Annotated in this window: 17 protein-coding genes and 1 pseudogene; 7 read left to right on the top strand and 11 right to left on the bottom strand. The window is 59.9% G+C overall.

Annotated features, from left to right (window positions below):
* Positions 1-178 precede the first annotated feature (178 nt).
* From OOZ51_RS21910 to OOZ51_RS21895, 4 genes and pseudogenes are all read left to right on the top strand, one after another.
* Complete coding sequence (locus OOZ51_RS21910) at positions 179-1,264, top strand: tyrosine-type recombinase/integrase (RefSeq protein ID WP_265982063.1); 1,086 nt, start codon at positions 179-181, stop codon at positions 1,262-1,264.
* Positions 1,230-2,984 (top strand): tyrosine-type recombinase/integrase, encoded by a 1,755-nt coding sequence (locus OOZ51_RS21905; RefSeq protein ID WP_265982062.1) that lies wholly within the window; start codon positions 1,230-1,232, stop codon positions 2,982-2,984. The genes OOZ51_RS21910 and OOZ51_RS21905 overlap by 35 nt, the downstream gene beginning before the upstream one ends.
* Entirely contained in the window at positions 2,981-3,280 is a 300-nt protein-coding gene (locus OOZ51_RS21900; RefSeq protein WP_265982061.1) for a DUF6262 family protein, read from the top strand. Before OOZ51_RS21905 ends, OOZ51_RS21900 begins: the two co-directional genes overlap by 4 nt.
* A 47-nt stretch (positions 3,281-3,327) precedes the next feature.
* Positions 3,328-3,537 (top strand): annotated as a pseudogene (locus OOZ51_RS21895) (integrase core domain-containing protein); the annotation flags it as partial.
* A gap of 92 nt (positions 3,538-3,629) precedes the next feature.
* Here the strand turns inward: OOZ51_RS21895 and OOZ51_RS22580 are convergent.
* From OOZ51_RS22580 to OOZ51_RS21865, 7 genes are all read right to left on the bottom strand, one after another.
* Positions 3,630-3,935, bottom strand: a complete 306-nt coding sequence (locus OOZ51_RS22580) for a DUF1427 family protein (protein WP_416346420.1) — start codon at positions 3,933-3,935, stop codon at positions 3,630-3,632.
* Positions 3,932-4,084, bottom strand: a complete 153-nt coding sequence (locus OOZ51_RS21890; protein ID WP_265982060.1) for a DUF1427 family protein — start codon at positions 4,082-4,084, stop codon at positions 3,932-3,934. The genes OOZ51_RS22580 and OOZ51_RS21890 overlap by 4 nt, the downstream gene beginning before the upstream one ends.
* A gap of 383 nt (positions 4,085-4,467) precedes the next feature.
* Positions 4,468-5,340, bottom strand: coding sequence for an NAD(P)-binding domain-containing protein (locus OOZ51_RS21885; protein ID WP_265982059.1), 873 nt, complete (start codon positions 5,338-5,340; stop codon positions 4,468-4,470).
* A gap of 323 nt (positions 5,341-5,663) precedes the next feature.
* Positions 5,664-6,584, bottom strand: a complete 921-nt coding sequence (locus tag OOZ51_RS21880) for an NAD(P)-dependent oxidoreductase (protein ID WP_265982058.1) — start codon at positions 6,582-6,584, stop codon at positions 5,664-5,666.
* A 127-nt stretch (positions 6,585-6,711) separates the two neighbouring features.
* A complete protein-coding gene (locus OOZ51_RS21875; RefSeq protein WP_265982057.1) occupies positions 6,712-6,930 on the bottom strand; it encodes a hypothetical protein in 219 nt (72 codons plus the stop codon).
* A 133-nt stretch (positions 6,931-7,063) separates the two neighbouring features.
* Positions 7,064-7,990 carry an N-acyl homoserine lactonase family protein gene (locus OOZ51_RS21870; RefSeq protein WP_265982056.1) on the bottom strand — a complete coding sequence of 309 codons (927 nt, stop codon included), beginning with the start codon at positions 7,988-7,990 and terminating at the stop codon, positions 7,064-7,066.
* A 67-nt stretch (positions 7,991-8,057) separates the two neighbouring features.
* The gene (locus tag OOZ51_RS21865; protein WP_265982055.1) at positions 8,058-8,951 is read right to left on the bottom strand and encodes an alpha/beta hydrolase; all 894 of its coding nucleotides are present in this window, start codon (positions 8,949-8,951) and stop codon (positions 8,058-8,060) included.
* 531 nt (positions 8,952-9,482) lie between these two features.
* Here OOZ51_RS21865 and OOZ51_RS21860 point away from each other — a divergent pair.
* Positions 9,483-9,869, top strand: coding sequence for a RidA family protein (locus OOZ51_RS21860; RefSeq protein ID WP_265982054.1), 387 nt, complete (start codon positions 9,483-9,485; stop codon positions 9,867-9,869).
* 64 nt (positions 9,870-9,933) lie between these two features.
* On the opposite strand, the gene OOZ51_RS21855 is transcribed toward OOZ51_RS21860, so the two are convergent.
* Entirely contained in the window at positions 9,934-10,617 is a 684-nt protein-coding gene (locus OOZ51_RS21855) for a helix-turn-helix domain-containing protein (RefSeq protein WP_265982052.1), read from the bottom strand.
* Positions 10,618-10,720: 103 nt separating this feature from the next.
* Between OOZ51_RS21855 and OOZ51_RS21850 the strand changes: the two genes are divergently transcribed.
* Positions 10,721-12,103, top strand: a complete 1,383-nt coding sequence (locus tag OOZ51_RS21850; RefSeq protein WP_265982051.1) for a M24 family metallopeptidase — start codon at positions 10,721-10,723, stop codon at positions 12,101-12,103.
* Complete coding sequence (locus OOZ51_RS21845; RefSeq protein ID WP_265982050.1) at positions 12,100-12,963, top strand: NAD(P)-dependent oxidoreductase; 864 nt, start codon at positions 12,100-12,102, stop codon at positions 12,961-12,963. Before OOZ51_RS21850 ends, OOZ51_RS21845 begins: the two co-directional genes overlap by 4 nt.
* 160 nt (positions 12,964-13,123) lie before the next feature.
* Here the strand turns inward: OOZ51_RS21845 and OOZ51_RS21840 are convergent, their stop codons facing one another.
* The 3 genes from OOZ51_RS21840 to istA are packed head-to-tail and all read right to left on the bottom strand — an operon-like array spanning position 13,124 to position 15,763.
* The gene (locus OOZ51_RS21840) at positions 13,124-13,432 is read right to left on the bottom strand and encodes a hypothetical protein (protein ID WP_265982064.1); all 309 of its coding nucleotides are present in this window, start codon (positions 13,430-13,432) and stop codon (positions 13,124-13,126) included.
* A 13-nt stretch (positions 13,433-13,445) separates the two neighbouring features.
* Positions 13,446-14,225: an IS21-like element helper ATPase IstB gene (istB, locus tag OOZ51_RS21835; protein ID WP_265982049.1), complete on the bottom strand. Its 780-nt coding sequence runs from the start codon at positions 14,223-14,225 to the stop codon at positions 13,446-13,448.
* Positions 14,222-15,763, bottom strand: a complete 1,542-nt coding sequence (istA, locus tag OOZ51_RS21830) for an IS21 family transposase (RefSeq protein WP_265982048.1) — start codon at positions 15,761-15,763, stop codon at positions 14,222-14,224. Before istA ends, istB begins: the two co-directional genes overlap by 4 nt.
* Positions 15,764-16,035 lie beyond the last annotated feature (272 nt).

Below are 16,035 nucleotides of genomic sequence, written 5' to 3'. Positions count from 1 at the left end.
CCAATTCCGATCGAATGCCTTCGTGCGGACTCTGAGGGGCAACGGGCTGAAAGGCTCGATGGGACGGGTCGGCGCGTCCCTCTTAACCGGCTAATGTGATCGTTTCCTCAGGTCAGCGACACGCCACACCACCGGATTTTCATTATGGGCTGGATCACTGCTGGTACACCTGTTCTTCATGAACAGCGATTGCACTCTTTCGCTTGAGGAGCGTGACGGTGGCTGGGCGTTGGCCGGTCAGGACGCGCCGCAGTTCAAGCTTGTGGATGAGTACCTTGCGTATCTGATGGACAGGAACTACTCGCCCAAGACGGTGCGGTCCTACGGGTATGACCTGCTGGCGTTCTGCCGGTGGCTTCTGATCGCCGGGCATCCGCTGGCCGAGGTGAGCACGGAGGTGCTGCTTCGTTTCCTGCGTGCCTGCCGCGATGCCCGGGTCCCGGGCAGGGCGGGACCGAATGTGATCAGGTTGTCGGGGCGCCGGTTGGATCAGTACGCCGCGACGACGATCAACCGTCGGCTGGCTGCGATCTCAGGATTGTTCGCCTTCGCCGCGATGCGGGACCCGGAGATGAAGAACCCGGTCCCCAGGGGCCGGGAAGCGCGTTGGGTCGCATCCGGTGAGCGCAGCGGGATGCTGGCGCATACGGTCCGTCGGCCCAAGAACCGTTCCTCGCTTCGGCTGCGCGAACCCCGTCGGCTGCCCACGGCGTTGTCCCAGCCTGACGCGGCCGAGCTGCTGGCAAGTTTTCACACCTGGAGGGACCGGGCGATCGCGGGCTTGATGCTCTATTGCGGGTTGCGTTCGGCCGAAGTGCTGGCCCTGGACGTCGCGGACGTCGACATCGGCGGCCGGTGGCTGCTGGTGCTCGGCAAGGGGCAGCGGGAGCGACGGGTGCCGCTTGACGCGGACGTTGCTTCCGTCATCCAGGTGTATCTGCTGGCTGAGCGGCCCGAATCCGGCAGTGGCCGCCTGTTTCTCGTGGCCAAGGGGCCGAACCGGGGCCAGCCGTTGACCGCGGCCGGGCTGCGCACGGTGTTCCGTTATCACCGCGGCGTGACCGGAATCGTTGGCGGTCACCCGCACGCTTTAAGGCACACGTTCGGGACCGCGCTGGCGGAGGCGGGCGTCGATCTGGCGGTGATGCAGGCCTTGCTCGGCCACGCCCACGTCGATACCACTGCCCGCTACATCCATCTGGCTCCGGCCCACGTGAAAGCAGAGTTCGATGCCGCCCGCGATCGCCTCCGTTCCCAGCACTGACCCGCACACCGCGTATCTGGACTACCTGAGGCGGACCGGTCGGGGAAACACCGCGTACTCATCAGCGGCCAGGACGTTCTTCAAGCGGTGGCCGGACCCGCAGCAATGGGCGGCCGAGCCGCTGCAGGTTCGCTTGTCGGCCGGGTCAGCTACCCGGCCGATCATCACCTTCCTGATGCTGCACCAGGGCCTGCGACCGGGGTATGACTACCTGCTTGAACGCAAGCTCTCCAGCATCTGGCGCGATGTCCAGGACTCCCCGCTGGCAGCCGACCTTGACCGGTTCATGACGGCCGCCGCCGACCTTGGATTCACCGAACGGGTCCGGTTCGCCACCGGCTCCCAGGTGCCGGTAAGGCTCCTCATCCAAACCGGACGGCGCCTGGAACAGCTCACCCTGACCGATCTGGCCGAGTTCACCGCGGCCTGCCGGGACAGACAGGGGCGCACCGGCAAGGGCCACTGCCACTACCTGGCGGCGGCAAGCAACGCCCAACGGGTGCTGTTCCACCTCGGAGTCCTTGATGAACTTCCCCGCGCCGGCGGCCCGGTCCCGTTCGCCGAGCGGCTGGCCCAGGTGCGTCCGACGATCCGGACAGCGATGCTCGCCTACCTGGAACGCAAGCGCGCGACCTGCCGGCCGAAGACCGTGTCAACGATCGCGACCCGGCTCAAGCACTTCGGCGTGTTCCTGGCCGCCATCGATCCTGATCTGGACTCCGTCGCTGCCCTGGATCGACGCAAGCACATCGAGCCTTACCTGAGCAGCATAGTCGATGCCGTCAACACCAAAAACGGCGAGAGCATCACCGTCGCTGACCGGTCGCGGCGGGTGCTCGCGCTAATGGGGTTCCTGACCGACATCACCGAGTGGGACTGGCCCGAAACGCCGCCGCGCAAGCTGCTGTTCCGTGAACTGCTCGACCTCGAACTGGACTGCGTCCACGAAGTCCCCGGCCACGGCAGCTGGCTGAAGGTCCCCCTCGGCAAACTGGACACCGAGCGGATGATCCCTCTCGATGAAGAGATCCTGGAGCTGATCGACCACATAACCCACACCAGATCGCACGGCCGGCCACTGCCACACCCTCGTTACCGACGCCCGGCCCAGTTCCTGTTCACCCACCACGGACGCCGGCTCGGGCAACAAGCGGTCCGCGCCGAACTCGACCGCGCCGCAGGTCTCGCCGGGCTCGAACACATCACCCCGCACCAGCTACGGCATACCTACGCCACCGCCCTGGTCAACGCCGGTGTCTCGCTGCAGGCCCTGATGGCGCTGCTGGGCCACATGTCCGCAGAGATGAGCCTGCGCTACGGACGGCTGTTCGACGCCACCGTCCGCAGCGAGTACGAACGGGCCCTTGATCTGGCCAAACAACAGGCACTCAGACCTCACAGCGGCAGGACCAGCCTGCCGCTCAGAGACATCACCGGCGGAAAGGACTGGAAGGACACCCCGCTACTGAAGTCCCGCATGGCCGGCGGGTTCTGCCTGCGGGCACCCGCCCAGGGGGCCTGCGCCTACGCAAATATTTGTGAGCACTGCCCCAGCTTCCACGCCGAGCCCAGCTCACTGCCGATCCTCGCCGCACAACGCGTTGATGCAGACGCACTCGCCCGCGACGCCGAACAACGAGGCTGGATCGCCGAAGCCGACCGACACAAACAACTCATCACACGACTCGACAAACTGATCAACGAGCCCACCACAGGATGACCAACACGAGCACTCTCAACCGCGTCGAGCGCGCCTGCGCCGAGCTCCTCCGGAACGGACAGGCAGTGACATTCACCGCCGTTGCCGCCCACACCGGCCTGGGCCGGACCACCCTCTATCGGGATCCAATGATCCGGGCCGTCATCGAGGAAAACCGTCACCGCGCCGCCACCAGCGGCACCGCCACCGGCCTCACCGACGAGATCGCCACCCTCCGCGCCGCACTCGACACCCTCGCTACCAACGTGAGGCGCCACGAAGAACAACTCCGGAAACTGACCACCCGAAAAAGCTGAATCCTTAACCGGCCAATCCCCGGCATACAGGGCTATTAGCCGGATAATGTGCCGACAACGCCGCCATGGAGTCGTTCTTCTCGCTCCTGCAGAAGAATGTGCTGGACAGCCAGCGATGGTCCACCAGGGCACATCTGCGCTTGGCTATCGTGACCTGGATCGAGAAAACGTACCATCGGAAACGCCGTCAGCGGCGCCTCGGTCGGCTAACGCCGGTCGAGTTTGAGATAATCAATAGCGGCCTCAAAGCCGCCTAGCAACGCTAAACCCCGAGAGTCAACGGAATCCGGGGCAGTCCCAATGGTGAGTGCGCGAGCCATGTTGCCTGTTCCGATAATGCTGATGTCAGTCACACTTCCTCTTTCCCTATACGTGCTGATGTAGAAGTTTCTTGCCACTCAAGCGGCAGGGGCGTAAGGCTCCTGGTTTCCCTGTCCCCTTTCTCGGCGTTAGGGGAAGGAACAAAACCATGGCTGCGTCTGGCCCGCAATCGGGTGACCACGCCACCTCCGACCCGCTCTCCGGCCAAAATCCCCATAAGGCCGACGAGTGCGGGCCACGGCGGTGCAGGAGAAGGCATATGCAGGAAAAAGTACAGAGCCCCTGCCACAAGGCCAGCCCCAAAAGACTGTATGTACCCCTTTATGGATCTCATGCCAGCACCCAAGCTAACGCCCCGTAGCTGATGAGCATGCCTGCCAAGCCCAGGAGCGCGATGGGTGGTGGGGCAGGGCTGCGGACCCGCATTGCGGCGTAAACCAAGCCGATGATGATGCCACCGACTAAGGGAGTGATGAGTTCCAAAGTAAACTTTCTTGTTCCGCCGGTTTCCAGCCAGGGCTGCGGGAGTGAGTGAATTCGAATCGTCATTCGTCCGTGCCTGTCGTGGGAGACCTGCGCTGTCTGGCCTCTAATGCAGGGCGCTTGTTCTACCGCTGAAGGTAAAACGTGTTTCTTTGACGAGCCGCCCAAAGGGACTTGGTGTAAAGATATACTTAATTCCGGGTCAGGACAAGAGCGTAAATGTAAACTGTGAGCATACATATGTCCGCAGGTGCTGGCGCAGACCCGCCTCTGTTGTTTTTCGGGCGATCGGCACAGCGAGAAGTTTTGTGCTGCTCGATCGGAAGAGGCAAAGCTTCCGCTGCCGTTGCCAGCTGGGCGCCTTAGGAACGAGCAGTGCAGGCTTAAGCGCGACGCCCGGAGTAAAGACGATGAACTGCCCGTCTCAGCGCATCTGCTGAGTCAAATTCGGCGGTGATGAATTGAGGGTTTCGTTGCAATTCATCACCGAGAGCCCTTGATGAACTTGCGAGGAGGTTCATTAGCGCTTGGGCATTAACCTCCGCAGAAGCATTTACTACCTCGTGTGCAGCAGCGAACGTTAGTGCGGACATGACCCTTTGTAGCTCCACTGCTCGGGTTGCGGTGCCGACGTCGCCGGTATGAACGACGAGGGTAGCTAGCTCGTCAAGGTAGGGCAGGGCTAGAGCGAACGAATCGGAAGTTCCACCAACGGCGATCGTAAGTTCACCCAAGGCCGCGAGCTTTGGCCCCCCGAGGACAGCTGCCTCAGCGTACTTGAGGCCCCGCCGGGCAGCCCTGTCGCATAGATCCAAACTCTTGGCTTTTACCGTGGGTCGCATGTCGAGGACGGTCGTTCCAGGGGGCAAGGGCGCAAGGATCTGCTCCTCGTCGTCTCCTTCTTCGGCAAGGTAGGCGGGGGGGCACAAGAAGACAACTGGGCAGTCTTGGGGCAGATTTCGGAGGGAAGCAATCCCGATCCCGCCAGTCACCTGTACCGATGACGCAAGGACATCGTTTGTCTTGTCATGCAGGTAGAGCGTCCTACCGCCTGAAAGCCGCATGGACAAGTTCTGGCCAAGTTCGCCCAACCCCACCACTGCGGCAGCATCTCGATGGTGGTGCATGGTGTAGGCTCCGAACTTCATTTGAATTGACAGGGAAGAGGCTTCGGCCCCAAATTGTGAGCGAAGCTCAACGGGTACCAAGGAGGGGCCGAGGCTGTGTGGATGTCGGATGATGAATCCAGTGGCCACGGACGCATGTCCTGGCCTGCTTTAAACCTAGGGCGGGTGGCTTGTGCTTGCTACAAGCTATACCAACTATAGCAGCCATTGGTTGCAGAATAGGGTTGGTTAAGGGCTTTAAGGGTCCCGCTTGGATGTAGGAATCCATGATTATCTATGGTGGCGCTGGCCAGACGCAAATCTGATTTCCATGGGCAATGGTATGGTTTTGAGCGTTTCCGGCGTGGCCACGTTTCAAGTCGACTCCAGATGTAAAGGGCTTCTATTCGTCCTTGGTCGATTTCGCACGAGGTAAGATTTCATCTGATCGCATCTTCTTCCTTCATGGAAAATTAGAATTCCGGTTGTAGTTCCAGATGAGCTGCCTTTGCCAAGGTGAGTATCATAGCGGCAAAATCTTCATGAATATTTCCATTCCTGACCTCCATAGCAACGAAATCACGCACTAGACTCACGTTCGACATTTCTATCTGGAGGTCCTCGGCGGAGCTTAATGCCAAGTCAAGGTCTTTGAGAAGAAGGTCGCTGGTGAACGTGGGAGTGAAGTCTAAACTGAGCAGCGCGTGGGTCTTGTAGCGACTGAAGTCAGAACCGATAACCGAATTATTTAAGAAGGACAGAAAGTCCGCCCGACGGACCCCGGCTTTCTCAGCCAGAACAATACTTTCCAGTAGTGCGTTGGCTGACACCGCAAGGTAAGCGTTGAGTGCTATCTTGACGACTCTGGCACGCTCGCCTTCACCTACATATGTAACACTCCTTCCCCATGACTCCAGGAGGGGGCTAGCGTATGTGTAGGCTTCCCAGGGCCCGGAGACGGCTACAGTAAGCCGCCCTGCGCGGACGGTCTCCGGATTTCCCGAGACGGGAGCGGCTGGGTATTGTGTTCCATGGCGCTGGGCCGACTGTCTTATCTCTGCACTAGCTTCCTGAGAGATCGTGGAGGCACCTACAAGCATCCGTGGGGCCCGGTCAGAATTGACGAAAAGTCCCCGTTTCCCCATCGTCGCTTCGCACAAATCATCCGATGTAGACACCATGCTGAAAACGATGTCTCTATTGGCCAGCAGTTCAGGTGCGTCGACGAGGGATGCGCCTAGTGCCTTCAGCGGCTCTGCCTTGGCCTTGGCCTTGGCCTTGGTGCGGTTATAGACCGCAACGCTATAGCCAGCATCGATAAGCCGGCTAGCCAGCGGGAAGCCCATTCTTCCCATGCCGATCCAGCCAACAGTAGGCTTGGTGTTATCTTGCACGGCAACTCATCTTTTATTCCTAGTGCTTTGCCGTTAGAGTAACGGCCGGGACGTCGGCCAATTTCACAGTCCTTGTAGGTGCTCGTTTGATTCCGACCCGCTGTTATGGCATTGACTTTTCGATGGGTTACCAATAACCCAGCCAAGGTTGGCCGGTCATGCCGGTACCCAGAGGCTCGAATGACAAGCTTTCTCCTGATTCGTCCTTTGTTATCTTTTGTATTGGCTTCGTAGCGGTCTCGATTTGGTTTTCCTTCTCAGCGAGGAGCAGGTTCTGTGTCGTTGTGCCGAGGGGGAAAGCTTCTTTGACTATTTTGAAGAATGCCACATCGTCATGTTGAGCCATAATCCATGTCTTTCATTGGCGGCAGCATTTGCTGCGCTTTGGGTGTGGGTAGGCGCTTAGAGCGTCGCTGACATTCGATCAGCCAGAGATAGGCATGGTCGAATGTCAGCGACAAACTCTAGCGGCCTCTTCGTCAGGTGAGAAGCACTGGTGCATTGGCCGGCCTTCGGGACGCATCATTTGTGCGCAGGTTCACCTCAGTTACAGAGTGACCGCTATCCGTCACCCACGAGGTATGGCGGTTGAAGATCTCCGGATCGTGGCCAGGGATAATGCGATTTGTCTCGCGCTTAAGCTCATGCTGAAGTGTGCGATACAAATTGATCAGATTAAAGGAGTTGCCTTGTCCGTAGCCAGGAGCCCACATCTTTTCGACATTTGAGTACCAGTAAACAGTGTCACCTGCGACCACGAACGGACCATTTTGAGTGTCAACCTTGAACCACTGCGAGCCGAATGTATGAGAATCCTTTGCAAGCCGGGCCGTCACGCCAGGCAGAAGTTCAGCATCACCTTCAACAAACCTGATCCTGCCGTCAGCAATACCCTGGGCTGCCCTGGCCAGATCCTGAGGATCGAAGGAGGAAAATACCCAGGACTGGTCTTCCTCTGGCATCTGCTTGGCATTGCTCACAGCCATCGACCAGCCGATATATTCGTCGAATTGCACATAGAGCTGAGCATTTGGAAACGCCTCGAAATTGCCCATATGGTCAAAGTGCATGTGGGAAACGAGAATGACATCAACGTCCTCGGGTGTGTACCCAACTCGGCCGAGAACTTCTCGTGGGCTTTCCCACTCTCCGAACGGGTAGCGGTCCAGCCAGTAGTCATTGCGGAAACCGCAGTCAACGAGTGCGACATGTTGTTTCCCGCCTACCTCCCCACCGACTATAAGCGTGTAGAGCATGGGGACGCGGATCGTTCCTTGATTACTGTAGACACCAGCTCCACCAAAAAAATCGTGAGGCATCTCGCCATGACAGAACTCAAGCGTCCAAATTGAGTAATCTGTTTTAAGATCTGGATAGGATGGATTTGTTGCGGCGATATCTGACAAAGTGGGCTCCTAGAGATTGTTATCGGATGCGTTGGGAGGGAAGATTCCTGAGCTCGGTCTCGTGAAGTCAGCGTTGGTTGAGCATGAGTTCAATCGCTGATTTCGCCAGTGGAGTCGAAGCGTCAGCTAACTCAAGCAGGACCTCGAAATGGTTGGCTCCCTGGACTTTGTGCATACGCCGGGCTCGATCACGAAGTGCAGCAGCAAAAGCAACGGATTGTCGTTGGAACTCCGGAGTCTCTTCTGAGCCGTAGGCAACTATCAGGGGTCCTGAAAGCGAATCGAGGTGCAGGGATGGCGAGAGTGCATCTCGTTCCTTAGCAGTGAGAGCGATGTATCCGCGCCGATAGCTGAGGAGTACGGGGTACAGGTCAAACATGCCCCCAAGACAGACGGTTCCTTTGATGACACCCTGCGGAAGCCGGCGCCCTTTCCAGTCGCGAGTCGCAGTCACCGCGGCGAGGTGTGCGCCTGAACTGTGCCCTGCGAGGAAGATCCGCCTTGGGTCGGCGCCCAGGCTGCGGGAGTTCTGGAAAATCCATTCCACTGCCCCGGCAACCTGCTCAGCCATTCGAGGCATCCCGACTGACGAGATGGTCGAGAAATCAAGTACGGCGACACTGATTCCTGCATCTACAAGTGTTGGGGCGAGGAAGGAGTACATCTCCTTGTTCCCCATCCGCCACTCACCTCCATGAATGAAGACGCATAGCGGAGAGCTCTTCTGGGCAGCAGGGAAGAAATCTAAAGTTTCGTCGACAGAGGCTCCGTAGGAATGCGTCGTGTAAGGCAACTTCTTCCGGACTTCTGTGCTGCGTTCGTTGTATGCGGCAACAACATCAAGACCGTTGGGTGCGTAATGAAGTTGGTCGTAGGCAGCATCAAGCGTTGCCTGAGTGTAGTCAAGGAAGACAAGGGCATCGCCAGCTACCGCTTTCGGCAGGCCGGGAGCCCCGGACATAGCGGCAGCTTTCGCTGCGGGCGCTGTCAATGCTGCAACGCCCCCGAGGCCTGTGGCGGTCGGTGCTGACCGGCGACCAACGGTCAAATCCTTCAAGGCTGCTTGCGGCAACTGACCATCACATCCATTCTTTACGCTGTAACCTCACGGGCGGAAGGCGAAACTGACGTTCCCTGAAAGCAGCAACTCCTGGCTTGGTCGCCGTTCGGATAGGCAGGCCCGTCGAGGAGTGGATCGCCATCCAGGAAGTGAACCGCCTTGAGCAGTGCGGCCGACCGTGAGTTACGACACCTTGTGTGACGCAGAATACAGCCCAAGTACCCGTTAATGTCAAGTGTAACTACACGCACCATTAACGATCTGACGCTCGCCGTAGCGGCGCGGGGTCCGAAAACGCCGAAATGTAGGTATTTTTTTCCTCAGTGGGTTCACCCGCGATGGCAAACGGAGTGCTCGCTTGTTGTATACGATGTTCAGTCGTGCTGTACTGGATGAGCGCAGGAGGCGTTTCAGAAAATCAAGGAGATAGCTGTGTCCGACCAAAGAATCTCGTATAACGCGGCTCCGGTTATCCCTGGGATCTCCGATTCCACGAGGGTTACGGCCGGCGGTTTGCTCTTCATCTCTGGTCAAGTGGGTTTTGAGTCAGACGGCTCGGTGCCCACCGATTTCGTCAGGGCGATTCAGCTCACGTACGCGGAGTTTGAGCGTGCTCTGGGGGACGCGGGTGCGACCTACGACGATTTGGTACGCGTCAATGTGTACATCGTCGGCCTGGATCAGGAGAAGCTCATGCAATGGCGCCAAACGAGGGATAAGCTGGTTCAGGTCGTCCGCCCACCCGCCAGCACCGTAATCGGAGTAGAGTCGCTCTTCAATGGCGCAACCATAGAGATCGACGCCATCGCCGCTATCTAGGCTCCTCAGTATCTACCGGGAGCCAGCAGGGACGACTCCACCGGTGCTCGGTATTCCTCCAGCTTCAGAGCTGTTCCAGCGTATCGGTCCGTTGAAGAGCGAGCATCGGTGCGTGGGTCCGTTCATTAGCCATGGCAATACCGTGGTTGAGGTGTCCGGTGGACTGCCGGCCTACGACGAACCATACCCCTCGCGCGGGGACAGGCTGGTCGTTGTAGAACTTGTGTGGTCTGCTCGAGTCGAACTGGAGTGAATCTCCGGGGCCTAGCTCGTAGATGTTTGTCTCCAATTGCAGGGTAATGACTCCCTCAAGAACGTAGGCATATTCAACGCCAGAGTGATGCATCAGTCGCCCATCGATAGAGCTGGACGCTCCTGGGGCATAAGTGACCAATAGCGATTCTGCTGGTCCGTCGGATGCGCCTGCCAGCCGCTCCCAGCGCACCCCGTTCTCCATGTCTATGGCTGGATTCTCGGTCGACCTCTGAATCTCGGGCACCTGGCTGGCGCTTGCATCCCTTGTCCGTTCGCCCGGGCTGGAGTCCAGCCCCAGGACATCATCCAAGGAGATCCCCAGGAGGCTGGCTATGGCGTAGAGGGTGGCAACCGACGGTTTGCTTTTCCCCGTTTCGACCTGAGATATGAGACTGGCCGATACACCCAGTTCTTGGGCGACGCTGCGAAGGCTCAGGCCGCGGGCCTGCCTTGCACGTCGTAGCCGAGGCCCAATGCTTTGTTCAGTAGACATTTTCTTCTCCGAGAGATTCCTAGTGGTCTCCTCTACAATACACTCCCCCGTGTTAAGCTAGATTGAACACTGTTCATTTTGAGATCACAGAAAGAAGGTTTCGATGAGGAATACCGGTACAACGGGAACGAACGCCATCGACTGGGAAGAGCGGATCAACTTTGACCGGCTGAGAAGTGAACGACTTGGGCGTTTGAAGGCGGAACTGGATCGTTCCGAGTTGGGAGCCGTGCTGGCGTTTGACTTTTCCAACATTCGCTATATGAGCGCCACTCACATTGGTACGTGGGCGATGGATAAGCTCATTCGTTTCGCGCTCCTGACGCGAAACACTGACCCGATTGTGTGGGACTTCGGCTCAGCAGCTAAGCATCATGCTTTGTACAACCCATGGCTCGATGTCACGACATCTGAAATGGACGCCAATCCCCATGCTCCGCATCATGGTGCCCCACGACCGCGCTTGGAGAGCGGGGCGCGGGCAGGCATCTCCACCCTTCGCGGGGCCTTCCCGCCAGACGCCAGGATGGCGGAGGACGTGGCCAAAAAGATCAAACGTGAGCTTGAGAAATTCGGGCTCGCTAACCAGCCTCTCGGTGTGGATGTGATCGAGATGCCCGTTCTTATGGCGCTGCAGAAGGAGGGCATTCGAGTCGTAGACGGTCAGCAGGTGTTTATGGAAGCACGTCGCATCAAGACCAACGACGAAATTCGTCTCCTAACGCAGGCGGCCTCCATGGTCGACGCGGCCTACGAGGAACTGCACCGTTTCCTCCGTCCCGGCGTCCGTGAAAACGAGGCCGTAGGTTTGGTCGCCAAGACCCTGTACGACCTCGGTTCCGAGTACGTCGAGGGTGTGAACGCCATATCCGGGGAACGGTGTGCCCCGCATCCGCACGTTTTCTCGGACCGGTTGATCCGACCTGGCGACCCTGCATTCTTCGACATCCTGCACAGCTACAACGGTTACCGCACGTGTTACTACCGCACGTTCGCAGTAGGGTCCGCCAGCAATGCCCAGCGCGATGCATACAAACGCGCCAGGGAATACATGGATCGGGCCATCGCGTTGGTTCGCCCCGGCGCAACTACCGCCGACATCGTCAAGGTCTGGCCGAAAGCTGAAGAGTTCGGCTTTCCGGATGAACTCGCGGCCTTTGCCCTGCAGTATGGACACGGGGTCGGCTTGTCGATCTGGGAAAAACCGATCTTCTCACGGCTTACATCGCTGGATCATCCGGAGCTCATCGAAGAGGGTATGGTCTTCGCACTCGAGACCTACTGGCCCTCTGCCGACGGTTGGGGTGCAGCTCGAATCGAGGAGGAGATCGTAGTGACGGCTGACGGGTGTGAGGTGATCACCAAGTTCCCTGCCGAGGATCTAATTGTGGCGGGACGAAAGTACTACACCGTAGACGGCCCGTTGAACCTCGAACGTGACCCTCAATCGCATAAGAATACTGTGTGGGGGCGTGGAGAAGAATGACCACCCTCGGGTTTATCGGGCTTGGCAACATGGGCTCGGACATGGCAAAACGCTTGCTGAACGGCGGCCACGAAGTTTTGGTATGGAATAGGTCCGCCCACCGTGCCGAAGAACTGGTCGAGATGGGAGCTCAGCTGGTAGGCTCCCCGGCCGAGGCACTCAATGCGACGATCTCCTTCTCCATGCTTGCCAATGATGCGGCAACCGAGGAAGTCCTTACTGATCGTGCTATCGCCGGATGCAGCTCCAGAACACATGTGGTCATGGCCTCGATCAGTCCCTCCCTGGCGCAGCGGCTTTCTAAGGCTTTCGCAGACGCGGGCGCCAGTTACGTTGCGGCGCCCGTCCTGGGCCGGCCTGAAGTTGCTGCCAAGGGGCAGCTGGACATACTGGCGGCCGGCGCAAATGAATCGATAGCCCTGGTGACTCCGTATCTTGAGATGCTAGGCAAACGCGTCTGGTACATGGGGACACAACCCTCTGTAGCAAACGCCGTCAAGGTTGCTGTGAATTACAACATCATTCATAGCCTTCAGGCTTTGGGCGAATCAATTGCCATGTCCGAGCGGGTGGGCGTTAGCCCGGAAATCTTCGTAGAGCTACTGTCTTCGACGCTTTTCCCGGGTGCCATCTATAGCGGATACGGTTCCCTCATCGCCACCCAGAACTACTTTCCTCCCAAGTTCCGGGTAGAACTGGGAAGAAAGGATCTGGCCTTGGCGGAAGAACTCGCTAAGATAACGAACCTGCAGCTGCCGACTTTGCCCGCACTAGTGAGTGTCTTTGACGAGGCTCTCTCTCGTGCCGACATCCGCGACGGGGATTGGAGCGCCATCGCGGAAGTAACGCGCAGACAGTAGTGCGAGACATCGTTCCTCTGTCAGTAGACACTCCTGGAAACATGCAAGGCAGGCTTTTTGCGAGAGTGTGTGGCTACTCGCAGCCACACACTCTCCTTATCAAACCCAACTGTTTGGCCCAACAACCAAGGTGGTTGGGCCCCCGTTAGCAGTCCAGCGTCTATGCGATAGCTAATTGGTTTTCTTGCGTCCAGTTCTCCCAGTAGCGTTTCGGCGTCATGCCGTCCAGGGATCCGTGGGGCCGTTCATGATTGTAGATAGGCTGGGCCAGCAGGTGCCAGCGGGCCTTCCGCCAGCCCCACGCCGGATGCTTGCCTGCAACCTCACGCAGGGCTGCGCGAAGCCGTGCTGTCAATGGCCAATGGTTTGTGCCCATGAGCGGCCAGCAGATGTGCCCGCTGGCGGCCATGAAAACTGCCCAGTCATGGCCACCAGATCTGCCCACCTTGTGTTCGGCGGCGTTGGCCATGTTCGGAACTCGTTTAGCTCATTTGAGTGACTCCTTTTCCGGCCAGGGCTTGGCTGAGGCGGATGGATTCGCCTGAGGTTTGGCAGACGTGGGCGTGGTGCAACAGGCGGTCGACAGTCGCCGTGGCGAGGGTTTTGGGCATGAGCTCGTCAAAGCCGGCGGGATGCAAATTTGAGGAAACCGCGATAGACCGTTTCTCATAGGCGGCGTCGACGAGGCGATAGAGTCCCTCGGCGGCGTCGGTGCCGACCGGCAGGAGTCCGATATCATCGACCACGATCAGATCCGCGCGCAGGATCCGGGCGACCACTTTGGTGACGCTGTCGTCGGAGCGGTGGGCGCGCATTAGTGCCCCGAGGTCCTCGAGCCGGAACCACGCCACCCGCATCCCGGCCTCGACGACTTGCTGCCCGAGGGCCTCAAGGAAGAACGTCTTGCCCGTGCCGGAGGGGCCGCAGACGACGACGTTCTCCTTCCGCCCGATCCATTCCAGCGTCCGCAGAGCCTGCTGCGTCGGCGCGGGGATCGAGGAGGCGGCGGAGTCCCAGGTGTCGAAGGTCTTCCCGGTCGGAAACCCCGCGGCCTTGCGCCTGGTGGCGAGCATGGACCGGGACCGGCCGGCGACTTCCTCGACGAAGAGGGCTTTGATGACCTCGGCCGGTTCCCAGCGTTGGGCGCGGGCGGTGGCGATCAGTTCCGGCGCCAATGCCCGCGCGTGGGGCATCTTCAGTTGCCGCATCAGCGCCTCCAGCTCCGCCGGCAGTATGGGCGCGGTGGCCAGGGCCGGGCTCATGCGCTTTCCTCCAGTGCGTCGGCGCCCTGGTCGGCCAAGGGTAGGCGGCCGATGGCCGCCCACCCGGCGGTGCCCTGGGTGAGGGAGCGGGTTTCGCCGGCGGCGTGGGTGGTGGTGCGGGTGCCCGAGGCGTTGAGGATCGAGGCCAAATCCCTGTTTGCGAAGCGGCCATGGATGGCCGTGGTCCCCAACGCCTGGTCGACCTCGGCCTGCCCGGCGATCTTCGCGAGGGCGACCGCTTCGGTCATCTTCACGTTCATCCGTGACGTGCCTGCAGCGGCGGCCTCGAGCAGCCAGGCGCGGGCGCCGTCCCCGATCGTCAGGAACTCCGCCTCCGCGGCGCTGCGCGCTTTCACGGTGTAATCACCCGGGATCTTCGGCCGGTGATCAGGGAAATGGGCGTCCTCGATCGCGGGGTGGCCCGGGCGCGCGCGTAGGTGCCGGGCGACTTCCACCGGGCCCTTGCTGCCGTGGTGGACGACAATGACCTGCTCGTCGATTCCGACGCCGTGGCTGCGGACGAACACCTGCGCACCGAGCAGATGCGCCGGAACGGAGTACTGGCCGTTTTCGAATGTGACCATCGGCGTGTTGTCCGGGACGCTGCGCGACAGGCCGAACGCGACAGTGTGCGCGGTATCCGGGATGCGGTGCAACCGCGGCGTCTCTTCCAGAAGCATCACCGCGGGTTTGCGGCGACTGGCCCGGTGTTCACGGTTGTTGACCTCGTCCATGAAGACCTGGCAGGCCGCTTCGATCTCCGAAAAGGAAGCGTACTCGGCCCGCAGGTTCGTGTCTTTGGGCACGATGTCGGCTTTGGCGATCTTCACCGAGGACTCCACGCCGCCTTTGGATGCAGGGTCCGCCGGTTGGCAGGTCAACACCGTCACCGCGTAATGGCGGGCGAAGTCCACCGTCTGCTGGTTGCGCACGGGCACCCCGGCTATATGGGAAACGGTCACCGTTTTCTCGTTGTCCGTCAGGACATAGGTCGGCGCGCCGCCCAACACACGGAAGGTCCGATCCAGCGCCGCGAACACGGTCGGCGCCGTGCGATCCCTCAGGGCGATGACGATCCGGAACCGGGACCACGCCAACCACGCCACGAACAGCACGGTCTTCTTTCCGCTGATGAGGGGGCCGTCGCCGAAATCGTACTGAAGCCATTGCCCCGGCTCGGTCACGCACGGTCGGTGCACCCGGACATGGCCAAGCCGCCACGCAGCACGCACCTGCGCAATGGCCCGGCGCGTCGAGCGTTCCGAGCCTTCATAGCCGAGGGCCCGGAGTTTGTCGTGGGCTTTGTCGGCGCGGATCTTGCCCTTGGAAGTCTCGACCCATTCCTCGATCTTGGGCAGGAACGGGTTTGTGACCCGGCCCCGATAGACCGGCTCGGCGATCGGCTGACCCGCATCCCGGGCGGCGACATGCCGGGCGACCGTGTGGTGCGAGCAACCGGTGAGTTCCGCGGCAGCGCGCAACGATCCGGTCAGATCATACGCAGCAAGTATTTCCATGATTTCTCCGTCAGACTTCATTCAGGGCTTCTTCCCGGGCGACTTTGGTGCGACTTAGACACCGTCATCAAACCCCGGGAAGAGGCTCCAGCCGCTTAAGCGGTCGGGTTCAGAAAAGGAAGTGGGCAGATCTCATGGCCACCGGCGGGCAGTTTTGCTGGCCGCCAGTGGGCAGTTCCGTGGCCGCCTACGGGCAGTTTTTCATGGCCGCTAACACCGTGCTTCCTCGAAGCCCATGCCGGGTTTCTTCTTACGGAACGCTGACCGATTCTGCCCGATGACCTTGCACGCGA

It is taken from the genome of Arthrobacter rhizophilus (genome assembly GCF_026241105.1).
GTDB lineage: Bacteria > Actinomycetota > Actinomycetes > Actinomycetales > Micrococcaceae > Arthrobacter.
Note: the sequence above shows the minus strand (reverse complement) of the source record. Positions and strands in the feature narration are given on the sequence as shown.

Coding starts and splice junctions, on each gene's coding strand:
- OOZ51_RS21840 (WP_265982064.1), bottom strand. CDS start 13,432: ATGGCCAACGCCGCCGAACACAAGGTGGGCAGATCTGGTGGCCATGAC.
- OOZ51_RS21855 (WP_265982052.1), bottom strand. CDS start 10,617: ATGTCTACTGAACAAAGCATTGGGCCTCGGCTACGACGTGCAAGGCAG.
- OOZ51_RS21850 (WP_265982051.1), top strand. CDS start 10,721: ATGAGGAATACCGGTACAACGGGAACGAACGCCATCGACTGGGAAGAG.
- OOZ51_RS21865 (WP_265982055.1), bottom strand. CDS start 8,951: ATGTCCGGGGCTCCCGGCCTGCCGAAAGCGGTAGCTGGCGATGCCCTT.
- OOZ51_RS21875 (WP_265982057.1), bottom strand. CDS start 6,930: ATGGCTCAACATGACGATGTGGCATTCTTCAAAATAGTCAAAGAAGCT.
- OOZ51_RS21900 (WP_265982061.1), top strand. CDS start 2,981: ATGACCAACACGAGCACTCTCAACCGCGTCGAGCGCGCCTGCGCCGAG.
- OOZ51_RS21910 (WP_265982063.1), top strand. CDS start 179: ATGAACAGCGATTGCACTCTTTCGCTTGAGGAGCGTGACGGTGGCTGG.
- istB (WP_265982049.1), bottom strand. CDS start 14,225: ATGAGCCCGGCCCTGGCCACCGCGCCCATACTGCCGGCGGAGCTGGAG.
- OOZ51_RS22580 (WP_416346420.1), bottom strand. CDS start 3,935: ATGAGATCCATAAAGGGGTACATACAGTCTTTTGGGGCTGGCCTTGTG.
- istA (WP_265982048.1), bottom strand. CDS start 15,763: ATGAAGTCTGACGGAGAAATCATGGAAATACTTGCTGCGTATGATCTG.
- OOZ51_RS21845 (WP_265982050.1), top strand. CDS start 12,100: ATGACCACCCTCGGGTTTATCGGGCTTGGCAACATGGGCTCGGACATG.
- OOZ51_RS21905 (WP_265982062.1), top strand. CDS start 1,230: ATGCCGCCCGCGATCGCCTCCGTTCCCAGCACTGACCCGCACACCGCG.